Raw genomic sequence first — 21779 nt, 5'->3', positions numbered from 1 at the left:
AACGTCCCTTTCATTGTAGCGCCTAGGCCCGCCGTTAGAATTGGGGCGGTCGTTTGCGCAGTGTGCCATGGTACCCAATCCGCCCTCCGCTTTTGTCCCAACAGTTGCCAACTACGACAAAATCATCACCCCAGCCATGGCAAATGTAATTAAAAACCAGAAATACGAAGATCTTATGGTCAGCTACCAAGGAGTTATACTTGGGCAAGGAGAAGCTCAGATTAATGGAACTTGCCTCGATAATTCGTGCAACAAAGTCGACGTTAAAGTGGTGACAATTCAAGGCAAGTCGAGCTCGAAATGAAATCAACTTCTAATTGTTGAGGATACAAGTAGAAAGTTTATTCAAGCTGCATACTCCAGGCAGAACGCGACTATAAAGTTGTATCGCCATCGCTGGAGAATAGATGTATGTGGAGAGTTACCCATATAATTGCCGGTCCAGAGCTTCCTATAATCATAAAAGCAGATCAAGAAACATTCTGTGAAGAAGGTGTTGAGCAGGTGCTCGAATTGAACGATATTCTACTTACACGATCCTCTTTAGTCGAGCTTCAGGAAGTGGAGAACAGTTCTCAATTACTCATCACCATGGTGAGATTAGATTCGGATACTGAAGTAACTATTGCTGATGATGGCCCAGCCATTATGCTGCGGTTGAACGCTGGAAAGCTTGTCGCTAAGTCCTTCGAAACGGCAGATCGGAGGGGACATTTAAGCTTTGATACTAGATGCATTCCTCAACAGGAGCAGGTCTATCTTGAAGCCGACGGGCAAAGCTACGATTACGCCTTGAGCAGCGTCAGCGGGAATACGGATGTTTATGCCCACGATCCGGCAGGCCAGTATTTTTTGGCCGGTACTGTTCCTGAAGGGCTGATGGCCAGATTCACTACGCAGCCAAGTCTGAGCGATTCGGAAAATTTTGAGAGGATACTCGCCAGTACCACCGACAGTTTACTGGCGAATATGAACAGGCTAACGGACGACGGTCGGTGGCCGACTATTCCGTCCTAGAGCAGGTTTTAGGTGCCGGGTGCGGGATGTCCAAAGGAAAACCATTATCCGCCAGGGTTTTCGGCCGATCGGCTGTTTTTATGCACCTGAAAGCTGGTCTTGGGCTTACCTTTTTCTACAGGCACGGGCAACTTCTCCAGCCTTCTCATCCGTGGCAAGGCTGGTGTAGTTCTGCAACCATTGACAGCCAGACTCAAGCACATCATGCGGTCTGTATCGCCATTGCTTCCAGAGCTCGAGGGTGCCGTCAGCACTCCCGGAAGCCAGAGTGTGGCCGTCAGGGCTAAAAGCAAGGGCTGTCACACTGTTACCAACATCGAGGGTTGATAACAAGTCACCCTTCAGGTTCCAAATGCGCACAGTACCATCTTCACTTGCCGTTGCGAGGTATTTGCCGTTCGGGCTGAAGCGAACATCCCGGATCGAATCGGAATGGTGTGCCAATACAGCCAATAACTTTCCCCTAGCTGTCCACAAACGCACCGTGCCATCCATGCTCCCGGAGGCTAGTATCCGGCCATCCGGGCTGAACTTTAGATTGTAAATAGAGCCCCGATGCCCTGAAAGTACAGCAAGCAGACTGCCATCGCCGCGCCAGAGTCGAATTTCACCTTCTGAATCGGCGGAAGCCAGTATATTATCGGCAGGCTGAAAGTCAAAGCTATAAATTTGGCCTTTGTGTCCTGTCAAAACTTTTATCAGTTTGCCATTCAGTTGCCACAGCCGAATAGTACCATCCCAGCTGAAGCTAGCCATCTTGTCCTGCAGGAGCAGGGCACCTGTCGTCGAATCGGTGTGTCCTTTAAAAGTTTGCAGCAAAGAGCCATCCAGGCTCCATAAATGTACCTGATTATCATGGCCTGCCGAAGCAATAATATCACTGGAGATATAACGAATAAAGAAAGGCCAGTTGGTTTGCCTGGGAAAAATTTTAAGCAGCTTTCCTTGGCTACTCCAAAGACGAATGGTGCGGTCGGAGCTTACTGAGACAATCTGCTTTCCATCGGGGCGTATGTCAAAATTCTGAACCAGATCTTCATGCCCGATGAGTTTGGCTATCAACTTTCCATCATGGCTCCAAAGGTAGATATCTTTGTTGGCGGCGGCAGCTAGAACGCGATTATTAACCGGACTGAAGCGCATAGACAGCACCTCGGAGCCATTACCTTTAAAAGATAATCTATAGAGATTATTGACTTGCCATAAGCGAATTGATTTATCAAAGCTTGCTGAGAGGAGATGGGTGCCTTCTGGGCTGAAGCGCACATCCATGACTCTGTCTGTATGACCTGACAAAATTTTTAAACTGTGGCCGTCCTTGCTCCATAAGCGCACTGTCCTGTCTTCACCGGCTGATGCGAATATTGAGCTATCGGGGCTGAATTCGACTTGCCAAATCGCATCTGTATGACCGGAGTAAGCATGCTGAAATTTGCCGCTCTTTGCATTCCAAAGCCGTACAGTCTTGTCTGAACTAAAAGAGGCTATTTGATTGCCGTCAGGACTGAAATTGGCGCCATTGACCGGCTGTGTATGGCCCTTAAGAACTCTGAGCAATTGTCCGCTAAGACTTGTAATTTCAACGGAATTTCCTGCTATTATCGGAATGGCGAGCAGCTCTTCATCCGGGCTCCATCCAAAGGCAATGGCTTCGCCAATGTTGCGGTTGATTGATCGTATAAATTTACCGGTTTTATCCCAAAGCTTTATTGAGTTTGAACTCATCGAGGCAAGGAGTCTGCCACTTGAGCTGTAGCGTATACTGTGCACTCGCTCGGTATGGCCTCTCAGTGTCTTGAGCAATTCGCCATTCACGCTCCATAGCCGAATAATCTTATCCTCACCTGCAGTTGCAAACTGTAGACTGTCGGGACTAAAGTCAACTTTGTAAATGACAGATTCATGCCCTTTCCATGATTTAATAGTCTGACCACTTCGATTTTGAAGATAGATATTTCCTTGCGAGTCTCCGCAGAGGATGAATTTTCCGTCCGGGCTGAAGTCACAACTTAACGGAGTACCGATGTATCCCTCTAGGCGATTGGCTTCCTCAATATTAAAGATCACTTTTTGCAGCGTTCTGTCGGTCTGTTCGTTGAGTTGTTTGTCTCCCGAGAAAAACTGACGTGCCAGCTGCGCTGCACGCACACTACTGATCAGTGCGTCCAGTTGTCTGTGGTCGGCAAACAACAATTTTGATTCTGAAATCAGTGTGTCGATGCGGCTGTGCTGCACCTCCTCGACCTGTTTGTAGGCAAATAGTCCGGCCACGGCGGCAAAGGCGGCCAGGATCGCCATCGCCACGGCGGCTATCTGGGCAACGCGCAGGCGGCGGCGCTCCTGCGCGCGTTGGGCGCCACGCTCCGCGAGGCAGGCGACCACGAACTGCTGGGCAGTTGCCGTGAGTTGGTCGGCGAATTTGCCAATCAGCTCCTCCGCCTCCGACAGGCGCACCCCCTGGAGCAAAAAGTCCTTCTGGCGCTGCTTTTGGTTCCACAGAAAAGCGGCCTGTTCGATCTGGCGCAGCACCCGCAATCGGGCGCGGTTTTCTTCGAGCCACCAGCGCAAAGTCGACCAGTGACGGATGAGCACCTCGTGGGCCACCTCGACCGTCACCTCGCGGCGCAGTTGCGCCGCCGCCGTGGCGATGTCCGTGCCGAACGTGCTGCGGGTGCCCGCCGGTTGTCCCTCTTCGAGGTCGACCACCACCAGCTTCGCCGCCGTGAGCGCCTGCAGCGTGCGCTCCACCAGATCTTGTGAATAGCGCTCGACCACCAGTTCCGACTTGTGCACCCGGCGGCGGGTGTCCTCGGTGCCTTCGCCCAACTGGGTCAGCGACAAAAAAATCCACTGCGCGCACTCGCGCTCCTCGGTCGTGAGATCTGCATAGACCCGCTCGGCGCGTGCCTCGAGCGCCCCCTGCAACCCTCCCACCTCCTGGCGGTAAGCCTGCAACGTCAGGCGGCCCTCCGAGCGCACCTGCCAGAGTTGCTCCAGGGCAAATTCGAGCAAAGGCAGCCCCCCCGCCGAGCCGCTTAATTCCTCGAGCAGCGCCTCCACCAGTTCGGGCTCCACCTGCAAATTCACCTGCTGGGCCGGCTTGCAGATGATCTGGCGGTAATCGGCACTCACCAGCACCGGCGGCACCAGAAAGCTGCCCTGCTGCAACAGCGGGGCAAGCTCGCTCTCCTCCAAACAAGGACCGATAAAATCGGCGCGCAGGGTGACGACCAGCTTCAAGCGCCCCGCCGCCCCAGCCAGCGCCCCGAGCAGTACCGCCAGAAAGTCGCGGCGCTCCTGGGGTGAGGCGAGGGTAAACAGCTCCTCGAACTGGTCGATCACCAGCAGCACCACCGGCTCCTGGCGAGCGGCCAGCCACTGCAACAATCCCTGAGCACCCAGGTGCAACAACCCTTCGATCTGTTGTCCCGCATCCAGGCGCTCGCCTGAGCCGTGTCCCTCGGCGAGGCGGCGGCTGAGGGCGGCGATCGGCTGCGCTCCCGGACGGAAGCTGCCACTCCACCAGTGCTGCGAGCCCGGGATGTGGCGGCCGGTACGCAACTGGGCGAGCAGACCCGCCTGGACCAGCGACGATTTGCCGCTGCCGCTCGCCCCCACCACCGCCACAAACACCTGGCGCTCCAGACGGGACAGCAAGTCGCGCGCGAGGACCGCGCGGCCAAAGTAGTAGGGCGCGTCCTCCTCTGCAAACGCTCTGAGGCCCATGTAAGGACACAGCTTGAGGTCCGCGGCGGCAAGGGAAGCGAAATTCTGGCGGGCGGCGGGCAAAATTTCGATGATCCCCGTCTCGCCGGTGAGACCGACGTGCACCCCCACCCGCGCCTGGGTAAGGCCGTTTTGCAATCGGTCGATCCAGCTTGCCGCACTCAGGCCCGTCTGGGAATCGGCAGTCTCGATCGTGGCGAGCAGCACCCGCAAGAAGCGCTCGGGATCGCTCTGCGGCGAGGCGGCGGCCACCAGGCACTGGCTGCGCTCAGAACCGACCAGCAGGCAGTCGGTCCAATCGGCGAGGCTGGGGCCACCCCCGGGGCAGTCGAGGACCACAATCTGCTGGGCTGCGCCGCTGTACTGCAGCTCGCGGCGCAGCCAGAAAGGACTGAGGCGCACCGTGCCCCCCAGGCAGAGCGTCTCGCCCTCGGCGGTGCGTTCGATGGGCGCGCGCAAATAGATGAGCACCGTCTCGTGCTCCTGGGCGCTCCCCTGGGGGGTGAGGCAGGTTTTGATCGCCTCGCGCACTTCGCTCCAGGGGCGGCCCGGTTGGGGCCAGTAGGCGACCTCGAAGCCGCCGGATCCCTGCAGGAGCGGGCCGAGGGCAAAGGCGGCCCGCTCGCCTGCAAACCCATCGACAACCAGGGCCCGCCTGAGGGGACGGGCCTCTTCCTGGGGCACCTTGAGGCCAATCACCTGGGTGCCTACACCTTCGACGATGCGCTTGGGGGTTTGCGGCGGGTACTCCGGAAAAAAATCCGTTTCTCCGTCGCGCTGCTTCTGGCGGTTCAGAAGCCGGAGTTGCCGGTTGCGGTTGTCGATGTACAGTCGCGCCTGCTGGCAGACATAGCGGTAGAGATGGTCGACTTCGATTTCGCCTTTGTAGTTGGCGGCCTCTCCCCGCAGGCCGCGCATCAAAAAGTAAGTAAACAAACCGTGCCCCAGTTCGCTGAATTCCCAGGAGCGCTGGAAGCGGTCGCACGAAAGAATCGCGTAGAAGCCCTGGCTTCTGGCGGCCCGCTCGCGCAGCACCGCCACCATCGGACCGCCGGGATCGCCCCCGGCGGCCAGATCCCCGATGCTCATGCCGCCGCTGTGGCAGGCGTCGATCCAGACCAGTTGCTGCTGGGCGCTGCAGCGGCCGAGCCGGGCGAGCAACCGCTGCAACTCCAATCCCGTCTCGGCGGGTTCCTCGGCGCGGGTGTCGGCCAGGCACAGCACCGCCTGCCGGGTGGCCGGGTCGATCACCCCGTGGCCGCAAAAATAAAACAGCAGCGTGTCCTCCGGTTGCGCCCGCTCGGCAATCTGCTCGAGGGCGGCGAGGACACCGGCCGCCGGCGGAGCGCTCACCCCCCGGTCTTGAAAGACAAAGCACTCACGGCCGCTGAAGTTGGGAGTCGCGTCGAGCAGGGCGGCGTGAATGCCCTGGCAATCGGCCACGCAGTAGCGCAATCCGGCAAACGTCGGGTCCTGGTAATCGTTTATCCCCACCAAAAGCATCCACAACTTGCCCTGCTTGGCAAGCGAACGACGCCCGGTTTGGGGGGAGCGAATACCGACTGGAGACATGCAGAGCGTCTCGCACAGGTGCGGGTATAAAAACCGATGAAAAGTAAACTGGGCTTGACGTCACAGCAAGCTTTTCGATACGTCGATAGCTGCTTTTTAAGCGATCATAAATGTAGTCCCTTTATAAAAGGAATTCTATGGCTTCGAGCGGCAGCGGATTTGATTGTCATGGGATCGTGACATAAGATGGGCGACGCCGCTACCTGGCGCGTACCGATTCTGATGTCCCGCACCGGCTACACCTTGCCCGTTTTTGCCGCCGCCGCCGCCCGGGCGGCGTTGCTCCATTTGATTGAAAAAGTGCCCTGCGCATCGGTACAGCTCGATTTGCTGGGTGAACAAGCCGCGATTCCCATCGAGCAGGTGGCACGGCTGGACGCTGAAACAGCCCTCGGGGTTACCCGCAGCGATCCGGGCGACAACCTGGATCTGACCCGCCACACGCCGGTCTGGGCCTGGGTGCACCTGGAGGTGGGCACCGGTGAAGTGCTGCGGTTGGAGGCCGGGGAGGGGCTGGGCCGCACCGCGGCGGGCGAGGCGGCCATCTACCGCTACGCCCGGCAGCTGATGGAGGCGAACGTCGCTCCGCTGGTACCGACGGGCCGGACCGCCACGGTGCGCTTTATTTTACCGGAGGGGCGGGCCCTCGCCTTGCGCACCTCCAACGCCGCCTTCGGCATCCTCGAAGGGCTGGCGCTGCTGGGCACCAGCGGTCTCTCGCAGCCGCTGTCCGCCGCCGACCACCTGGAGAGCTTTCGCGCGGCGCTGCGCGAGCGGGCCGAACGCGAGCGCCGTCTGGTTTTTTGTATCGGTGCAGGCGGTCTGCAGGCGGCCGGGCGGCTGGGCCTCGACCAGGGCGCCACGGTGCAGACGGGCAACTGGATTGGAGCGCTGCTGGTGGAGGCGGGGATGCTGGGGATCGAGTCGGTACTGCTTCTGGGTTACCAGGGCAAGCTCGTCAAGCTCGCCGCAGGCATCTTCAACACCAGCAGCCACGTCGCCGACGGGCGGCTGGAGACAATCGCCGCCGGGGCCGTCGCCGCCGGAGCGGACATCGAGACGGTGCGCACCGTACTCGAAGCGCCCACCGCCGATGCCGCCTGCGCCCTGTTGGCGGCGGCGGGATGGGCAGAGAAAATCTATGCTGCTCTTGCAGAGCGGGTAAGCGGTCGGTCGGTCGAGTACGTACGCAAGTACACCGAGCGGACGATGGCCGTCGCCACGATGCTGTTGGATCGTCAGGGCCGGGTAATCGCCCGGGATCGCGCCGCCGCGGAATGGCTGGCCGAACCCTAGGGCCTGTCATCAATTAGCTAAAAAAATTGAAGGAGATCTCTACTCCCGCAAGTTCCAGACATGACAACCAGACGCTATGCCCTGCGAGACGACCAATGGGAACGCATCAAAGACCTTCTGCCAGGACGCGAAGGGACCGTCGGCGTCACCGCTAAAGACAATCGCTTGTTCATCGAAGCCGTCCTGTTCCGCTACAGAGCAGGCATTCCCTGGCGAGACCTGCCCGCCCGCTTCGGCGATTTTCGCGTCGTGCACACCCGCTTCAGCCGTTGGTCCAAATCGGGTGTCTGGCAAAGGGTCTTCGAGCATCTGGCCCAAGACGCGGACAATGAATACGCGATGATTGACTCGACGATTGTGCGCGCCCACCAACACAGTGCTGGGGCAAAGGGGGGGAGCGTGACTCTAAGCAATCGGTCGCAGTCGCGGGGGACTAAGTACGAAGATCCATGCCACGGTCGATGCTTTGGGCAACCCGTTGAGCTTTCATCTGACGGCAGGTCAGGCGAGTGACCTAGAGGGGGCGGATGTGCTTTTGGTGGGTCTGGCCTCTGGGACGGTGATTGGGGAGAAGGGCTACGACGCGGATGAGCGGGTGATAGAAGTGCTTGAGTGTGCGGGAAAGACAGCGGTAATCCCGTCTAAGAGCAACCGCAAGGTGGCGCGGGAGTATGACAAGGACTTGTACAAAGCGCGGCACTTGATAGAGAACTTCTTTGCAAGGCTGAAGCAATATCGGGCGATAGCGACGCGGTACGACAAGCGGGCTATCCATTTTCTGGGAGCCGTTTATCTTGCAGCGGCGGTCGTTTGGCTAAATTGATGACACGCCCTAGGCGACCTTGTCCACCACAGCAGTCTTCATGAGACCTCGCCGATTACGCAGACGACGGGGGGTTTGAGCGCAAGCGTGTCCGATCGGATGCACGTGAAGCCCGCCTCTGTGAGACGTGCCGCGATCTCGCGGCCTGCAGCCACTGTTGTCTCCGCCGTGGCACCGTGGCACCGCGGCTGGGAGACGATCGCGATCCGTCCTCCGGGCCGCATGAGGCTATGAAGCTCTTTCAGCCGCTCGCCTGGATCGCGCCACATGCCCATGTTGTTCACGGCCAAGACCTTGGCAAACGGCTCCTCAAACGCCGGCAGGTGCTCGGCCGAACCGCAACGCAGCTCCACACGGCCCGCGCGTACGGCGTCCGCGTTGCGCCTGGTCGCTTGCCGGACCATGACTTCCGAGTGATCGACGCCACACACAAGGCCGTGCGTCGCCCGGCGGCTCAGCTCCCGGATCGCGATCCCCGGCCCGAAGCCGATCTCAAGGACGCGGTCGGTTGGCTCCACCCCGAGCAGACCGACTGCCCACACGTTACGCTTGCGGTTCGACGACCGCAGTGCCATCTCCCATCCGACGAGCCAGCCTGCAAACCCGCAGGGCCGCATAAACTGAGACCGGATCGCCATTACCAGCGTCTGCTTCATGTCCATAACCTCAGTCAACTCCCTTTTGAGAGCCTTTCGCCCTTGGAGCCTAGCTTTAGCAGCCAGCAATAGTAGAGGCCCGAACCTGCAATAAGGAGATTCTCGACCGGGGTTAATTGCAACCAGGGATTACTGTGGACCAGGCATAAATGCACCCGGACCTGCAACCATCCGCCCTCAACCTGCAATCGTCCGTCTTGGCTAGGATTAAGTGCAACTGGAGGGCAGGAAAACCTCCGACTCCCTACCCTTCTGCTCACGAGAGTCGATGCACGAAGGCTCGACCTTTCAGCAGTCAACAGAGCCGATCATAGGATTCGAAGCCAGGTTTTGTCATCTCCTGATGGGTCTCTTACCTTTTTCTCTACCAACGTGAATGTAGTCTGTCAAGGGTTCCAGCCATTTGCAATTAATGCTGGCTCAGCTGCAATATTGCAGGTCGAGGTACAGTCATTGTTGGCTTGGTTGCATTTAATCCTGGCTCACTTTGCCCTTATTGCAGGTCGGAGCCTCTACTATTGCTGGTCGCTACACCTACGGTATCGTCGCTCTCGCTGTGCACCGCACGCCGGGTGCGTCCCCGGGATGATGGCGCACGAGCGGGTGAACTTGTATCGTGACATCGGCGGCTTCGCAGGGGTACCCGTTCCTCGTCGCTGCCGATTGCAGATAGGTAGGATCGACCACGTTTTCAATCGAATCGGTGCACCCACTTTTCACACCATCCAATTCGTTACATCCATGGGCAGATCTTCCGGCGGCGGTTTCTTTCGCGTGCTCATCGCACTGGTTTTGGCCGGTGGCGCGTTGTTTACTTACTTCAGTTCTACCCAGGTCAACCCGGTCACCGGCGAGAAGCAAAACATCACGATTACCCCCGAGCAGGAGATCGCCCTCGGATTGCAGGCGTTGCCGCAACTGCAGCGGCAGTACGGCGGCACCTCGCGCGACGCTCGGGGCCAGCAACTGGTCGATCGCGTCGGCGAGCGGCTCGTGCGCGGGACTGCGGCAAGCCGCAGCCCCTACCGCTTCAAATTTCACCTGCTCGACGACCCGCGCACGGTGAACGCCTTTGCCCTGCCCGGGGGCCAGATCTTTATCACCAGCGCGCTGCTGGGCCGCCTCAAAAGCGAAGGCGAACTGGCGGGCGTCCTCGCCCACGAGATTGGGCACGTGGTGGGCCGCCACGGCGCCGAGCAACTGGCCAAGCAGCAGTTGACCCAGGGCCTCACCGGGGCGGCGGTGATCGCCACCTACGACCCCTACGACCCCTCCAGCCGCAACAGCGCCGCGGTAGCCGCCGCCCTCGGGCAACTGGTCAACATGCGCTTCGGCCGCGAGGACGAACTGGAGTCAGACCGGCTCGCCATTACCTACATGGCCGAGGCGGGCTACGATCCGCGCTCGCTGCTTGCGGTGATGCGCACGCTGAAGGCGGCCGGGGGAGGTGCCCGCCCGCCCGAATTTTTCAGCACCCACCCCGACCCGGATAGACGTCTGGAGCGTATCGCCGAGGCGATCAAGCAGCAGTACCCGAACGGCGTGCCAGCGGGCCTCAAACCCTAGAGCGCCACCTGCCAGATACCGCGGCCGTAGGTCGAGACGCGCAGGAAGCTGCCGTCCGCGGGCAGGTACAGATCGCTCACCTGCACCGCGGGCAGTCCCGCCCCGAACAGCTGCCAGTGGGCGCCGCCGTACTGGTCGGCGCGGATTTCCCTGTGCAACAAGACGCCCTCTCGGCTTGCAAACAAAGCCCTGTATCCCCGCTCGCCGATCACTGTGCGCAGCAGGCGGTAGCCCTCGTCCACCGAACAGAGAAAGTCGATATCCAGACTCAACCGAAATTCACCGTGCAGCAGGCTGATGAGCGTACCACCGCCAAACAGGGCGCGGCAGCGTGCGAGAAATTCGGCATCCAACCGGGCGAGAATCTCCAGGATGCGGCGGTGTCGTTCTCGTTTAGCAGGATACATCGAGATCCGAGCCAAAGCGGTGAATCAATTTCTGGAGGAATTCGCGCTCCTGCTCGCCGAGGTCGGCAAGCACGCCCCGAAACCGCCAGCCGCGTTCGTAGATCTGCAACATCTCGCGCGGCGACAGACCGGATGTGCTCCCCGTCTGCCAACAGAGCGCCTTCAACAAAGGCAGTTCCTGGGGAATGTCGAGTTGCGGCTCCGGCATAGAAAAGTTGGGCTCTGGGGTGATTCTATGTTCCTCTGTCGGGAAGCGCGTTGGGATTGCCCCAGATCACTTTTTCGTCGCGGAAGGTGACCAGGCCGGGACGGCCGCCTTTGAGTTTGCGCACGAAGCGCCGCTCGGTATAGATCACCGGCACAAAGGCGCTCTGGCGGGCCTGGCTGAAGTAAGCGGCGACGTTGGCCGCCAGTTGAATCTGCTCGGGGTCGGCCTGCTGGCCGGGGGGCAACTTGAGCACCACGTGGGAGCCGGGAATCTCCTGGGCGTGAAACCACAGATCCGCGGGCGAGGCCACTTCGAAAGTGAGCCGGTCGTTCTGGCGGTTGTTGCGTCCCACCAGCACGAGACGCTCGCCTTCTAGAAGAAAGCGGTGAAAGGGCACAGTCTCACCGGATGTGGCCGGCTTCTCTTTGGCCTCGACATACTTCTGCTGGACCAGTTCTTCTTCCACTTCCAGCAGCGCTTCGAGGTCGGTGCTCTCGCCCAATAGTTCGACGGTGGCACCGACTTGCTCCAGATAAGCCACTTCCTCGCGGGCTTGCTCCAACAGCGGCGTCACCGCCTGCCGGGCGCGCTTCGCCTTGCGGTGCAGGCGGTAGTAAGCCTGGGCGTTGGCCACCAGATCTTTGGTCGGGTCGAGGGGAATGGTTACCGGTTCGCCGCTTTCGAAGTCCTCCAGCACGACGCGCCTGGCCCCCGGCTCGGCCCCCTGGTGCAGATAAGCCATCAGCAAATCGGCCATCTGCTTGTGGCGCTCGCCCTCGGCGGCACCAGCGAGCATCTGCTCAAGGGCCGCGCGCCGCTTGACGGCCTTGGCAAGGGTCGCTTTGAGGATCTGTTGCAACCGCGAGCGGCGGGCGCGCAGCAGGTCCGCCTGCAACTGGGCGGTGTAGTAGCGATCCAACAGGGTGTGCACGCTGCGCTCGGGAGCGCGCAGATCCCAACCGAGCACCGTGTAGCCGCCGGTGGTCCAGCCGGGGCGGTAGCTGCCCTCGCCTAGGCAGGCGAGCCACTGCCGCCAGAGTTCCCAGAGCCTCCGCCAGTCGATTTCTGCAAGTTCGGCAATATGCACTTTTGTGGGCAGATGCGCCTCGGCGAGCATCTGCTGGGCAAGGGTCTGGCTGACCCCGCGGTAAGCTTTAAACAAAGTGGGGGCAAAAGGACCGGGCACCACCGAAAGCCGGGCGCACCAGCTTGCAAAGGGTTCGTCGGGGTTGGGGATGGGGCCGCTCAAGGGCGGCGGCGACTGGTAGATTTCTCCCAACAGCAAAGGCCGCACCCGCGACTGGGCGGCCGAGACCGAGTGGGCCAGGGCCAGGATCTGGCCGCTCGGATCGGTGAGAACGATGTTGCTGTACTTGCCCATCACCTCGACATGCAGTTCCACCTCCGGCTCCTGCTCGGGGCGACGGGCGAAACCCAGCCGCACGATCCGCTCCCATTGCGGCTGTACACAGTGCACCAGCACCCGGCCCCCCAGGTACTGATGCAGGGTCGAAGCAAAGGAGAAGCGCGCCCCCTTGCCCCGGCTCGCTTCGCCCATGTGCAGCCGGGCCGCCTGAGGGTGGCAACTGGCCACCAGCCAGCGCTGGGCAGCAAAGGTCTTCAGCTGCAGTTTGATGGTCTGGTAATCGTCCTGGCGAATCTGCTCGACGCGCGCCGGAATCCAGGCGGATTGGATTTCGGCGCGCGCTGCGCTCAGCGCTGTAAAATCGACCGCTTGCATGCTCAGCCCGACTCCTTTGTGCCCGGCCCGCCGCACCCACCGCCGGGGGGCGCGTTACGATGAGATACGGGAAATGCTGTACCTGCTTTTATGGACGTCCGGCCCATTGGATTGGAACGCTGCGCATCAGGCCATGCCATTTTATCGGCGATCCGCCGGATCGCCTGCAGGGCATCCCTTGAGTAGGTTGCTGGTGCTCAGCGGCCCGAGCGGCGTCGGCAAAGACACGATCTTGCGGGAAGTGCGCGAGCGTCACCCGGGGCTCTATGTCTCGGTGTCGGCCACCACCCGCCCGCCGCGCCCCGGCGAGGTCGACGGCAGGGACTATCGCTTTTTGAGCGCCGCCGAATTTGAAGAATGGATCGCCACGGATGATCTGTTGGAGTGGGCCTGCTACGTCGGCAATTACTACGGCACTCCCAAGACTCCGGTGCTCGAACGGCTGGCAGTGGGCGAGCCGGTGGTCCTCGAAATCGACGTGCAAGGGGCGCTGCAGGTCAAAAACAACTTTCCGGCGGCTATGCTGGTATTCATTCGCCCGCCTTCGCTGGAGGTGCTGGCGGAGCGCCTGCGCTCCCGCGGCACCGATGCGCCCGAGGCGATCGAGCGCCGTCTGGCGCGCGCCCGTGAAGAACTGGCCCTAGCCGACCGCTTCGATCACCAGGTGGTCAACGACAAACTGGCGGCGGCCGTCGAAGCAGTAGAACGTCTGTTGTTTGAGGAAATACCCGATGAACCAGCCGGTGGTTGAAACCGCAGAGTTGATGCGCCGCGTCGAGCAACTGGTCGACGCCGCCGCCAACCGCTATCGCATCACCGTCCAGGTGGCCAACCGCGCCAAGCGCCGCCGCTACGAAGATCTCAACGACGACGACGGCAACTTCAAACCGGTGCTGCGGGCCATCTTCGAGATGTCCGACGAAATGAACGAGCCTGAAATCATCGGCGATTGAGCCGTTCGGCGTGGAACTGCCCTTCGTTTACAGCCCCCGCTACGAGGCGAACCTGCCCCCCGCCCACCGCTTTCCAATGGGCAAATTCAGCCGCCTCCACCACTATTTGCTCAACCAGGGCGTCGCCCGGCCGGAGCAATTTTGGGAGCCGGAGCGGGCCGGTTGGGAGTGGCTGACACTGGTGCACGCGCCGCGCTATGTCGCGGATTTTTGCGCAGGGATCTTAAGCGCTCAGGAATTTCGGCGCATTGGCCTACCTTGGAGTCCGGCTCTAGTCGAGCGCACCTGCACCGCCGTGGGCGGCACGATCTTGACCGCCCGGCTCGCCCTCAGGCACGGTCTCGCCTGCAACACCTGCGGCGGCACCCACCACGCCTTTCCGGACTTCGGTTCCGGCTTTTGCATCTTCAACGACCTGGCGGTGAGCGCCCGGGTGCTGTTGGCCGAGGGACAGGTGCGCCGCGTGCTCATCGTCGATCTTGATGTGCACCAGGGCGACGGCACCGCCTGGATTTTCGCGGACGAACCCGGGGTGTTCACCTTCTCGATGCACTGCGAACAAAATTTTCCCGGCCGCAAGCAGCGCAGCGACCTGGACGTTCCGCTGCCCATCGGGTTGGACGACGATACTTACCTGCGCGTCCTGAACGAGCACCTGCCGGGGCTCATCGAGACCGTCCGCCCCGACCTGGTGCTCTACGACGCCGGGGTCGATCCCCACCGCAGCGACAAACTGGGCAAGCTCGCCCTCACCGACCGGGGATTGTTCGAGCGCGACCGCGCGGTGCTGGGCCTCTGTCTGAAGCGAGGCATACCGGTGGCAGCCGTCATCGGCGGCGGCTACGACAACAATCTCGACGCGCTGGTGGCGCGGCACGCCCTGCTGCACCGGGCCGCCGCCGAGGTTTATCGCCGCGCCTGAGCGGCATTGCCGTAAAGAAAGCTGCTACATATTCCAAGGTCGATCGGCAAAACACCATCCGGAGATTTGCAGTCATACCGACTTTTTACCCACAAAAAGGTGAACTGCAACCGGGATTGCACCAGTCGGTAATGTAAATTTTGTACACTGGATTACCTGCGTTTTTCGGGGAACTTGCTATAACCGACCCATAGCCTATGCGTCCTTCCCCCGAGTATTCTCGCCCATGTGTTGTTGCCGTCATTCCGCGGTTGCACGATGCCCAACAGCCACCCCTCCAGTACGATCACCCTATCCAGACGCGCAAAATGCGAAGATCCGCGCTCTTCGCTCCGTAAACATTCAACCCGGCTTGCAGCGCTGCGCCGCCGCCTTTTTCAGCGCGAGGCCCGCAGGCGCGAGCACCGCTTTCAAAAAAGCGACGCCCACCTTTGCACGCAGCGGACCTACCGCAACTGGCGCATCTCGACGCGCTGGCTAATTCGCGGCTATGTGGCCGACCTGCTCAATCCGCAGGGCAAACCCTTCGGCGAGCCGTTGCTGTGTTTTGCAACCCCCGATCTGGCCCAAGCCTACGCCATGCGTTACATCGACTGGCTGATGCTGTTCGCCTCTCCGGGTGCCCAGGTCTCCGGAAGCGGGTGCTGAAGGCGGCGTTGGCTTTGGGTCTCCCAAGGGCGACACTGATGACAGCGCTTGGGACAACGAAACGATGGAAACGCGCCGGCTTGGTACCAACGGCCCGCACATCACCACAATCGGCTTCGGGGCCTGGGCCGTCGACGGACCCTGGCAGTTCGGTTGGGGACCGGTGGACGACCGCGAATCGGCAGCAGCAATTCGCGCCGCCCTCGACGCCGGGGTCAACTGGATCGATACCGCCGCGGTCTATGGCTTCGGCCACTCGGAGAAGATCGTGGGTGAGGCGGTCAAAGGCCGCCGCGACGAGGTGTTCATCGCCACCAAGTGCGGCTTGCTCGGAGGGGAGACCAAAAGCCCCGTGCGCTCGCTGAGGCCCAAGTCGATCACAGCCGAGGCCGATGCGAGCCTGCGGCGTCTGGGGGTGGATCACATCGACCTCTACCAGTTCCACTGGCCGGATGTGAATACGCCGGTCGAGGACTCCTGGGGCGCGATGGTGGAATTGGTCGAAGCGGGCAAAGTGCGCTATGCCGGCGTGTCCAATTTCGATGTGCCGCTGCTTGAAAAAATTCTGCCCATCCATCCGGTCACCTCGCTGCAGCCACCCTACAGCCTCATCAAGCGCGGCATCGAGGCGGAACTGGTGCCGTTTTGCCGCGAGCACGGCATCGGCATCGTCGTCTACAGCCCCATGCAGGCGGGTTTGCTCACCGGCAAGTTCGATCCCGACCGCCTTGCCCCCGACGACTGGCGACGGCGGGCCGCCTGGTTCGCGCCCGAAAATCTCGATCGCAATTTGGCCCTCGTCGAGCACCTGCGGCCGATCGCCGCGCGCTACGGCAAGAGCGTCGGACAGTTGGCCATCGCCTGGGTGCTGCGCGATACGGCTGTCACTTCCGCGATCGTGGGCGCCCGCCGGCCGGATCAAGTCAGAGAGAACGTCGAAGCTTCGGGATTTCACCTCGGGGAGGCAGATCTGGCCGAAATCGAGGCAATCCTGGCTACTCAAAGTTGACAGACTTGTGCTCAAGTCTGTCTGCGAGCACATGCAGCGCAAGAGCCTGAACGACAGCCATTGCCCGTTCCCTTGTTTCCTATAGGCAACAACACCGGGAAGTTCGGTAATCTCAGCCAGCCACCGCCCGTCGATTTCTTGTTCGAGCTCAACAGTGTAGTTCACAGCCAGCCTGGAGCGAACCGCTTCGCAAAATCTGTTTTGCTCCACTATGATGCGTTCGCTTTGGGCTCGACGGCCTGTCGGTACCGATAAAAGCTCTACCCTACAGACTTGCGCCATTGCAGAGAATTGCGTCAATCGCTTCCGAGCGGCGCGGGCCTGCGGATAAAGTAGTCAGGTACTGCGCACTGGCTGGACGTTTGTGGAAAGAGGGACTCTGGTGGAATTTCGCCTGCAAGGAGGCCGGCGCTTGGGAGTGATCAGCGGCCCGGACGGCAAGAAAAATTTCAACCTCCAGACCCAGACGGGCAACACCCAGACCGTGCATCCCCGGCAAATCACCTACCAGGTGGCCGGTGGCCCCTACCGCACCAGCGAACTGCCGGCTTTTGAGTCGCAGGTGCAAAATTACCTGGACCAAGCAGATCTGGAGGTGGCCTGGGAGCTTTTTCGCGAGAGCCACGCGCTGGTAAGCCCCGAGGATCTCGCCCAGCTGCTGTTTGACACCGCCGCTCCCGCCGCTTGCTACGCGGCCCACTGTCTACTGAGCGAAGACCGGCTCTACTTCAAGCAAAAGGGCGACGGTTACGAGCCGCGCCCGACCGCCCAGGTCGAGGAGTTGCGCCACCAGCAGGCGGTCGAGCAGCGCAAAGCCCAGGAACAGGCGCGCTTTCTAGCCAGAGTGCAATCGGTGTTGGGTGGGGCCGCAGACGAATGGGAGCCCAGCGACCGGTTGCGCCTCGATGCCCTCGAACGCTACGCGCTGTGGGGAGACGAAGCTTCCGACCGCGCGAGCGCCCAGGACGTGCTGAGCCAGTTGGGCCACACCACCCGCAGCGAGGACGCGATTGCCCTTTTGGTCGCCCTCAGGCTCTGGTCGCCCCACGAAAATATTCACCTGCGCCGCTCGGGCATCCCGGTGCACTTCGGCACTCCGGTAAGCGAATACGCCCGCAAGTTGCTGGAGAATCCGCCGGCCGATCCGGCCTCGCGCCGCGATTTTGGGCGGCTTGCCATCTACACGATCGACGACGAATCGACCCGCGAAATCGACGACGGCTTGAGCCTTGAAATGCTCGAGGACGGCCGCGAAAAATTGTGGATCCACATCGCGGATCCGACCCGCTGGGTGCAGCCGGGCGACCCGCTCGAAGCGGAAGCCCGGCGGCGGGCCACCAGCGTCTACCTGCCCACCGGCGCCATCCCGATGTTTCCGCCGGAACTGGCCACCGGTCCGATGAGCCTGCTGCCGGGGCAACTCAACTGTGCTTTGAGCTTCGGCGCCATCATCGGTCCCGACGGTGCCGTCGAGAACTTCGAGGTCACCCCGGCCCTGGTGCGCACGGTCTACCCGGTCACCTACGAAGAAGCCGACCCGCTTATCGCCAGCGGCGAGGAGCCGGTGCTTGCGCGCCTGCACGAAATCGCCCTGGCCCGCCGCCGCCACCGCCACCAGCGCGGGGCGGTCAGCATCGACCTGCCCGAAGCGCAGGTCAAAGTCAAAGATGACGAAATCCGCCTGGAGATTCTGGGGGATTCGGCTTCCCGGCTGCTGGTCTCCGAGATGATGATCCTGGCGGGGGAACTGGCGGCGCGGCTGGCCATCGAGGCGGGCATCCCGGTGCCTTTTCGCACCCAACCGGCGCCCGAACTGCCCCCTGCCGACGAGTTGCTGCGCCTGCCCGCCGGGCCGGTACGCGAATTTGCCGTCTGCCGCTGCATGCAGCGCGGCGAGGTGAGCGTCTACCCGGCCCGCCACGCCGGGTTGGGCCTCGACGCCTACACCCAGGCCACCTCGCCCATCCGCCGCTACAGCGACCTGCTGGTGCACTTTCAAATCAAGGCCCACCTGCGCCACGAGCCGCTCCCGCTGACCCTGGAGCACCTCAAAGAGTTACTCGCCATGATCGACGCCGCCGGCCAAGAGGTCACCCAGATCGAGCGGCTCTCGGAGCGCTATTGGATCTACGAGTACCTGCGCCACCGCCGCCACCAGGTCCAGCCCGGTCTGGTGCTCGACTATCTGGGCGGCGACCCGCAGCGGGCGCTGGTGCTGCTCGAGAGCGTCGCCCTCAGGCTGCCGGTGCGCCTCGACCGGCCCGTCTCCAAAGGTGAGATGGTCGATTTACAGATCGTGCAGGTGGACCCGCGCCAGGATCTGCTGGTACTCAAGGAAGTGCGCCAGGCCCACTGACGGTTACCCTGGGAAAGATAGCGACGCCTGGAGCCCATGGAGCAGGTACTGCAATATCTTGGCCGGTTTTTTACCCAGCCGCTGTTTACGATCAGCGGCACGGCCGTCTCGGCCACCTCGGTGCTGGTCTTCGCGGTGCTGACCGTGATGTCCATCTGGCTCGGGCGCCAGGGGCGGCGGCTGGTGCGGCAGCTGGTGGCGGGCCGATTGGAAGCCACCCTCGCCAACGCCCTCGATCAGATCGTCAACGTGCTGGTCATCGTCGCCGGACTTTACATCGCCCTGCGCTTCGTAGGAATCGACGTGAGCGGTCTGGTGGTGCTGGCAAGCGCCCTGGGCGTGGGCATCGGCTTTGGCTTACAAAATATCGCCTCCAACTTGATTTCAGGAGTGATCATTCTGCTGGAGCGGCCGATTTCGGTGGGCGACCGGGTGACCGTCGGAGACACGATCGGCGATGTCAGCCACATCGGCCTGCGCTCGACGGAGATCATCACCCCCGACAACATCATGATCATCGTCCCCAACACCGAATTTGTGAGCAACCGTGTCATCAACTGGACGCGCGGCAAGCCCCAGACGCGGGTACGTTTGCCCATCGGCGTCGCCTACGGCAGCGATCTCGACCGAACCCGGCAGGTATTGCTGGGTGTGGCAGCCCGACAAACAGGAGTACTGGCCGAGCCGGCGCCGGAGGTGTGGCTGGCGGGCTTCGGCGATTCGTCGCTCAATCTCGAACTTCTCGTCTGGGTAAGTGCGCCCAATTTGATCCCAAGACTCAAATCCCAGCTCAACTTCGCCGTCGAGGCGGCCCTGCGCACCCACCGGATTGCGATTCCCTTTCCCCAACGCGAGGTGCGCGTCGTCATCGACGGCACCACCAACGGCAGCATCCCCCCGACAGGCAGCCGCAGCCCGGAGGAGACTTCCCGCTAAACCTCCGGGTTATCGCCCTTGTTGGCCATCTCCTCGGTGATCCAATCCGGCAGTTCGTTCGTTTGGCTGGGCCAGGTGCGCGCCTGGGTCTGCGGCGGTTGCTGGGCGGGGGGGGCTTCTGCCCTGCGCACCTCCGAACAGAAGGTCGTGACGCTCAGGCCGTCCGGGCCGGTGACCACGCCCGCGCGCAGGCGCAGGTTCGGGCTGGCGAACAGTAACCGCTCCTTGATTTCGACGGCGCCATGGCGGGTCAACAAAGTCAGAGCGTCATCCTCGCCCATCCGAAAGCGTCCGACCAGCGGCTCACCGCCCGCGGCGGTCTGGGCCACCAGATCCCCCTCGCCCGAGCCGGGCGTGTCGGGAGCGCTCACCAGCAACGAGCGGCCGGCGTAGGTCTTGTTATCGAAATCGAGTGCACCCTTCCACTCGATAAGCAGTGCCCCGGCGGCGCGATCGGGATCGATGCCGCCGAGACGGCACAATTCAATCGCGCGCGGATCGTCGGCTTCCAGACAGGCAATTTCGACTTCGGAGCGACTCCCCTCGCTGCGGCGGCCGGTCAGGTCGAGGCGATTGCGCTGCGAGAACCAGCGTCCGGCGCTGGCGCGAAAAAAATCGATCACATCTCTGGCCATCAGCTCAAGACTTTCCCGTTGACGCCGTTTTTCATTATATCGGGGGAAATGGAATCTAGCCTCCAGGATTCTTCCCTGCTGTACTCAAGCATAATTTATAGTAATTGCATGGGGAAGCCCGAAGCAATGTGACCGCTCAAGCCTGATGACATCGTGGAAGTTTCAGGTGGCAACACCGCTGGGGTTCACTGTGAGAATGACCGAGAACTACTGGCAAAGGCTGTTGGAGAAGCATCCCGATTTATTCGATAAAGAATGTCTGGTGAAACAAGCCCTTACCACTCCGTTAGAAGTTAGGCGCAGCAGCAGAGATTCCAATGTGCTTCTTTTTTACATTCCTACCAAAGTATAAAGATGGATGGTATAGCTGTCGTCAGCTCTATTAGGACATAGGCTATAACTACCAGTAGTCTCTCGGCGACCGGCCATGGCAAAACCCTACAGTTACGACTTCCGCCAAAAAGTCCTGCAAGCCATCGAACTCAACGGTCTCAAGAAAAGTGAAGCCAGCGAGCTGTTCGACATCAGTCGCAACACCATCAACTTGTGGTCTCAGCGCAAGGCAGAAACCGGAGATGTCCAGGCAAAGCCCAGACCGGCATCCCATAAGGGTCAGAAAATTACCGACTGGGAAAAGTTTCGGGCCTTCGTAGAAGCACATGGCGACAAAACCCAGGCCGAGATGGCGCAACTGTGGGATGGACAGATCAGTAGCCGCACGATTTCGCGGGCGTTGCACAAGCTTGGCATCACCCGAAAAAAAAGACCTACGGGTATCGCGAACGCGATGAGGCGAAACGCTCAGCATTCCTAGAGCTTCTGCCGGACCCGAAAGCCGCGCACCTGGTGTATGTCGATCAGTCCGGCATGGACGAGCGCGACGATTACGGATACGGTTGGTCGCCGTTGGGGGAGCGCTTTTACGGACTGAAAGCAGGTCGTCGTCAAGGTCGCATCAACATGATTGCGGGCTATCGAGCCGGTCAGCTGATCGCCCCGTTCACTGTCGAAGGGGCTTGCAATCGGACCGTGTTTGAAATTTGGCTGGAGAGCTGCTTGATTCCTGTGTTGCAGCCTGGCGAGTGGGTGATTCTGGATAACGCCACGTTTGATCATGGTGGCCGGATTGCCGCATTGATTGAAGCGGCCGGTGCCCACGTACTCTATTTACCCCCGTATTCCCCCGACCTGAACCGCATTGAGAAGTGCTGGGCGTGGTTGAAAAGTCGGATTCGCAAACGGTTACGTGATTGCGGGCATTTGCGCAACGCAATGGATGCCGTTCTCAAACAGGCTGCGTCCTAACTT

The 21779-nt window shown here is 61.0% G+C and carries 19 protein-coding genes and 1 pseudogene; 14 read left to right on the top strand and 6 right to left on the bottom strand.

All coding sequences use genetic code 11. The features are described from left to right. Positions 1–67 precede the first annotated feature (67 nt). Both GLL_RS08470 and GLL_RS08465 read left to right on the top strand, forming a co-directional pair. Entirely contained in the window at positions 68–304 is a 237-nt protein-coding gene (locus GLL_RS08470; RefSeq protein WP_011141631.1) for a hypothetical protein, read from the top strand. Between the two features lie 107 nt (positions 305–411). Beyond that, positions 412–1017, top strand: coding sequence for a hypothetical protein (locus GLL_RS08465; RefSeq protein ID WP_011141630.1), 606 nt, complete (start codon positions 412–414; stop codon positions 1015–1017). Positions 1018–1122: 105 nt separating this feature from the next. Here GLL_RS08465 and GLL_RS23430 read toward each other — a convergent pair whose 3' ends face one another. Continuing rightward, the gene (locus tag GLL_RS23430) at positions 1123–6315 is read right to left on the bottom strand and encodes a caspase family protein (RefSeq protein WP_011141629.1); all 5193 of its coding nucleotides are present in this window, start codon (positions 6313–6315) and stop codon (positions 1123–1125) included. 222 nt (positions 6316–6537) lie between these two features. Between GLL_RS23430 and cbiD the strand changes: the two genes are divergently transcribed. Together cbiD and GLL_RS08450 are read left to right on the top strand one after the other, a co-directional pair. After that, positions 6538–7611 (top strand): cobalt-precorrin-5B (C(1))-methyltransferase CbiD, encoded by a 1074-nt coding sequence (gene cbiD, locus GLL_RS08455; RefSeq protein WP_011141628.1) that lies wholly within the window; start codon positions 6538–6540, stop codon positions 7609–7611. Positions 7612–7671: 60 nt separating this feature from the next. Beyond that, a protein-coding gene (locus GLL_RS08450; RefSeq protein WP_164928820.1) for an IS5 family transposase occupies positions 7672–8434 on the top strand; the annotation gives its coding sequence in 2 pieces (ribosomal slippage) (positions 7672–8019 and positions 8021–8434; 762 coding nt in all). Positions 8435–8472: 38 nt separating this feature from the next. Here GLL_RS08450 and GLL_RS08445 read toward each other — a convergent pair. Next, a complete protein-coding gene (locus GLL_RS08445) occupies positions 8473–9090 on the bottom strand; it encodes a class I SAM-dependent methyltransferase (protein WP_197530144.1) in 618 nt (205 codons plus the stop codon). A gap of 741 nt (positions 9091–9831) precedes the next feature. Here GLL_RS08445 and GLL_RS08440 point away from each other — a divergent pair. After that, positions 9832–10656 carry a M48 family metallopeptidase gene (locus tag GLL_RS08440; protein WP_164928819.1) on the top strand — a complete coding sequence of 275 codons (825 nt, stop codon included), beginning with the start codon at positions 9832–9834 and terminating at the stop codon, positions 10654–10656. On the opposite strand, the gene GLL_RS08435 is transcribed toward GLL_RS08440, so the two are convergent. From GLL_RS08435 to GLL_RS08425, 3 genes are read right to left on the bottom strand one after another with little or no spacing between them, the layout of a single operon-like run. Continuing rightward, positions 10653–11063 carry a nucleotidyl transferase AbiEii/AbiGii toxin family protein gene (locus GLL_RS08435; protein ID WP_011141623.1) on the bottom strand — a complete coding sequence of 137 codons (411 nt, stop codon included), beginning with the start codon at positions 11061–11063 and terminating at the stop codon, positions 10653–10655. The two genes, GLL_RS08440 and GLL_RS08435, sit on opposite strands and share 4 nt — an antisense overlap. Next, positions 11050–11271 (bottom strand): hypothetical protein, encoded by a 222-nt coding sequence (locus GLL_RS08430; RefSeq protein WP_011141622.1) that lies wholly within the window; start codon positions 11269–11271, stop codon positions 11050–11052. Before GLL_RS08430 ends, GLL_RS08435 begins: the two co-directional genes overlap by 14 nt. 25 nt (positions 11272–11296) lie before the next feature. Beyond that, positions 11297–13012 carry an Rqc2 family fibronectin-binding protein gene (locus GLL_RS08425; RefSeq protein ID WP_011141621.1) on the bottom strand — a complete coding sequence of 572 codons (1716 nt, stop codon included), beginning with the start codon at positions 13010–13012 and terminating at the stop codon, positions 11297–11299. 133 nt (positions 13013–13145) lie between these two features. Here GLL_RS08425 and gmk point away from each other — a divergent pair, with 133 nt between their 5' ends. From gmk to GLL_RS08390, 7 genes are all read left to right on the top strand, one after another. Beyond that, a complete protein-coding gene (gene gmk / locus GLL_RS08420; RefSeq protein ID WP_011141620.1) occupies positions 13146–13763 on the top strand; it encodes a guanylate kinase in 618 nt (205 codons plus the stop codon). Beyond that, on the top strand, positions 13744–13965 hold the full coding sequence (locus tag GLL_RS08415) for a DNA-directed RNA polymerase subunit omega (protein WP_011141619.1): 222 nt from the start codon (positions 13744–13746) through the stop codon (positions 13963–13965). The genes gmk and GLL_RS08415 overlap by 20 nt, the downstream gene beginning before the upstream one ends. Before the next feature lie 10 nt (positions 13966–13975). After that, positions 13976–14887, top strand: coding sequence for a histone deacetylase family protein (locus GLL_RS08410; protein WP_011141618.1), 912 nt, complete (start codon positions 13976–13978; stop codon positions 14885–14887). A 258-nt stretch (positions 14888–15145) separates the two neighbouring features. After that, positions 15146–15535, top strand: a complete 390-nt coding sequence (locus GLL_RS08405; RefSeq protein ID WP_164928818.1) for a hypothetical protein — start codon at positions 15146–15148, stop codon at positions 15533–15535. Between the two features lie 64 nt (positions 15536–15599). Then, positions 15600–16544, top strand: a complete 945-nt coding sequence (locus tag GLL_RS08400; RefSeq protein ID WP_011141616.1) for an aldo/keto reductase — start codon at positions 15600–15602, stop codon at positions 16542–16544. Between the two features lie 364 nt (positions 16545–16908). Beyond that, complete coding sequence (locus GLL_RS08395) at positions 16909–18900, top strand: ribonuclease catalytic domain-containing protein (protein WP_011141615.1); 1992 nt, start codon at positions 16909–16911, stop codon at positions 18898–18900. Positions 18901–18936: 36 nt separating this feature from the next. Then, entirely contained in the window at positions 18937–19836 is a 900-nt protein-coding gene (locus tag GLL_RS08390) for a mechanosensitive ion channel family protein (RefSeq protein ID WP_011141614.1), read from the top strand. Here the strand turns inward: GLL_RS08390 and GLL_RS08385 are convergent. Then, on the bottom strand, positions 19833–20471 hold the full coding sequence (locus GLL_RS08385) for a phycobiliprotein lyase (RefSeq protein WP_011141613.1): 639 nt from the start codon (positions 20469–20471) through the stop codon (positions 19833–19835). The genes GLL_RS08390 and GLL_RS08385 overlap by 4 nt on opposite strands. Before the next feature lie 145 nt (positions 20472–20616). Here GLL_RS08385 and GLL_RS23655 point away from each other — a divergent pair. After that, positions 20617–20805, top strand: a pseudogene (locus GLL_RS23655) (hypothetical protein); the annotation flags it as partial. A gap of 93 nt (positions 20806–20898) precedes the next feature. Next, a protein-coding gene (locus GLL_RS08380; RefSeq protein WP_197530059.1) for an IS630 family transposase occupies positions 20899–21776 on the top strand; the annotation gives its coding sequence in 2 pieces (ribosomal slippage) (positions 20899–21228 and positions 21231–21776; 876 coding nt in all). Positions 21777–21779: the final 3 nt, after the last annotated feature.

It is taken from the genome of Gloeobacter violaceus PCC 7421 (assembly GCF_000011385.1).
GTDB lineage: Bacteria > Cyanobacteriota > Cyanobacteriia > Gloeobacterales > Gloeobacteraceae > Gloeobacter > Gloeobacter violaceus.
This window is presented reverse-complemented; position numbering and strand designations above follow the sequence as displayed.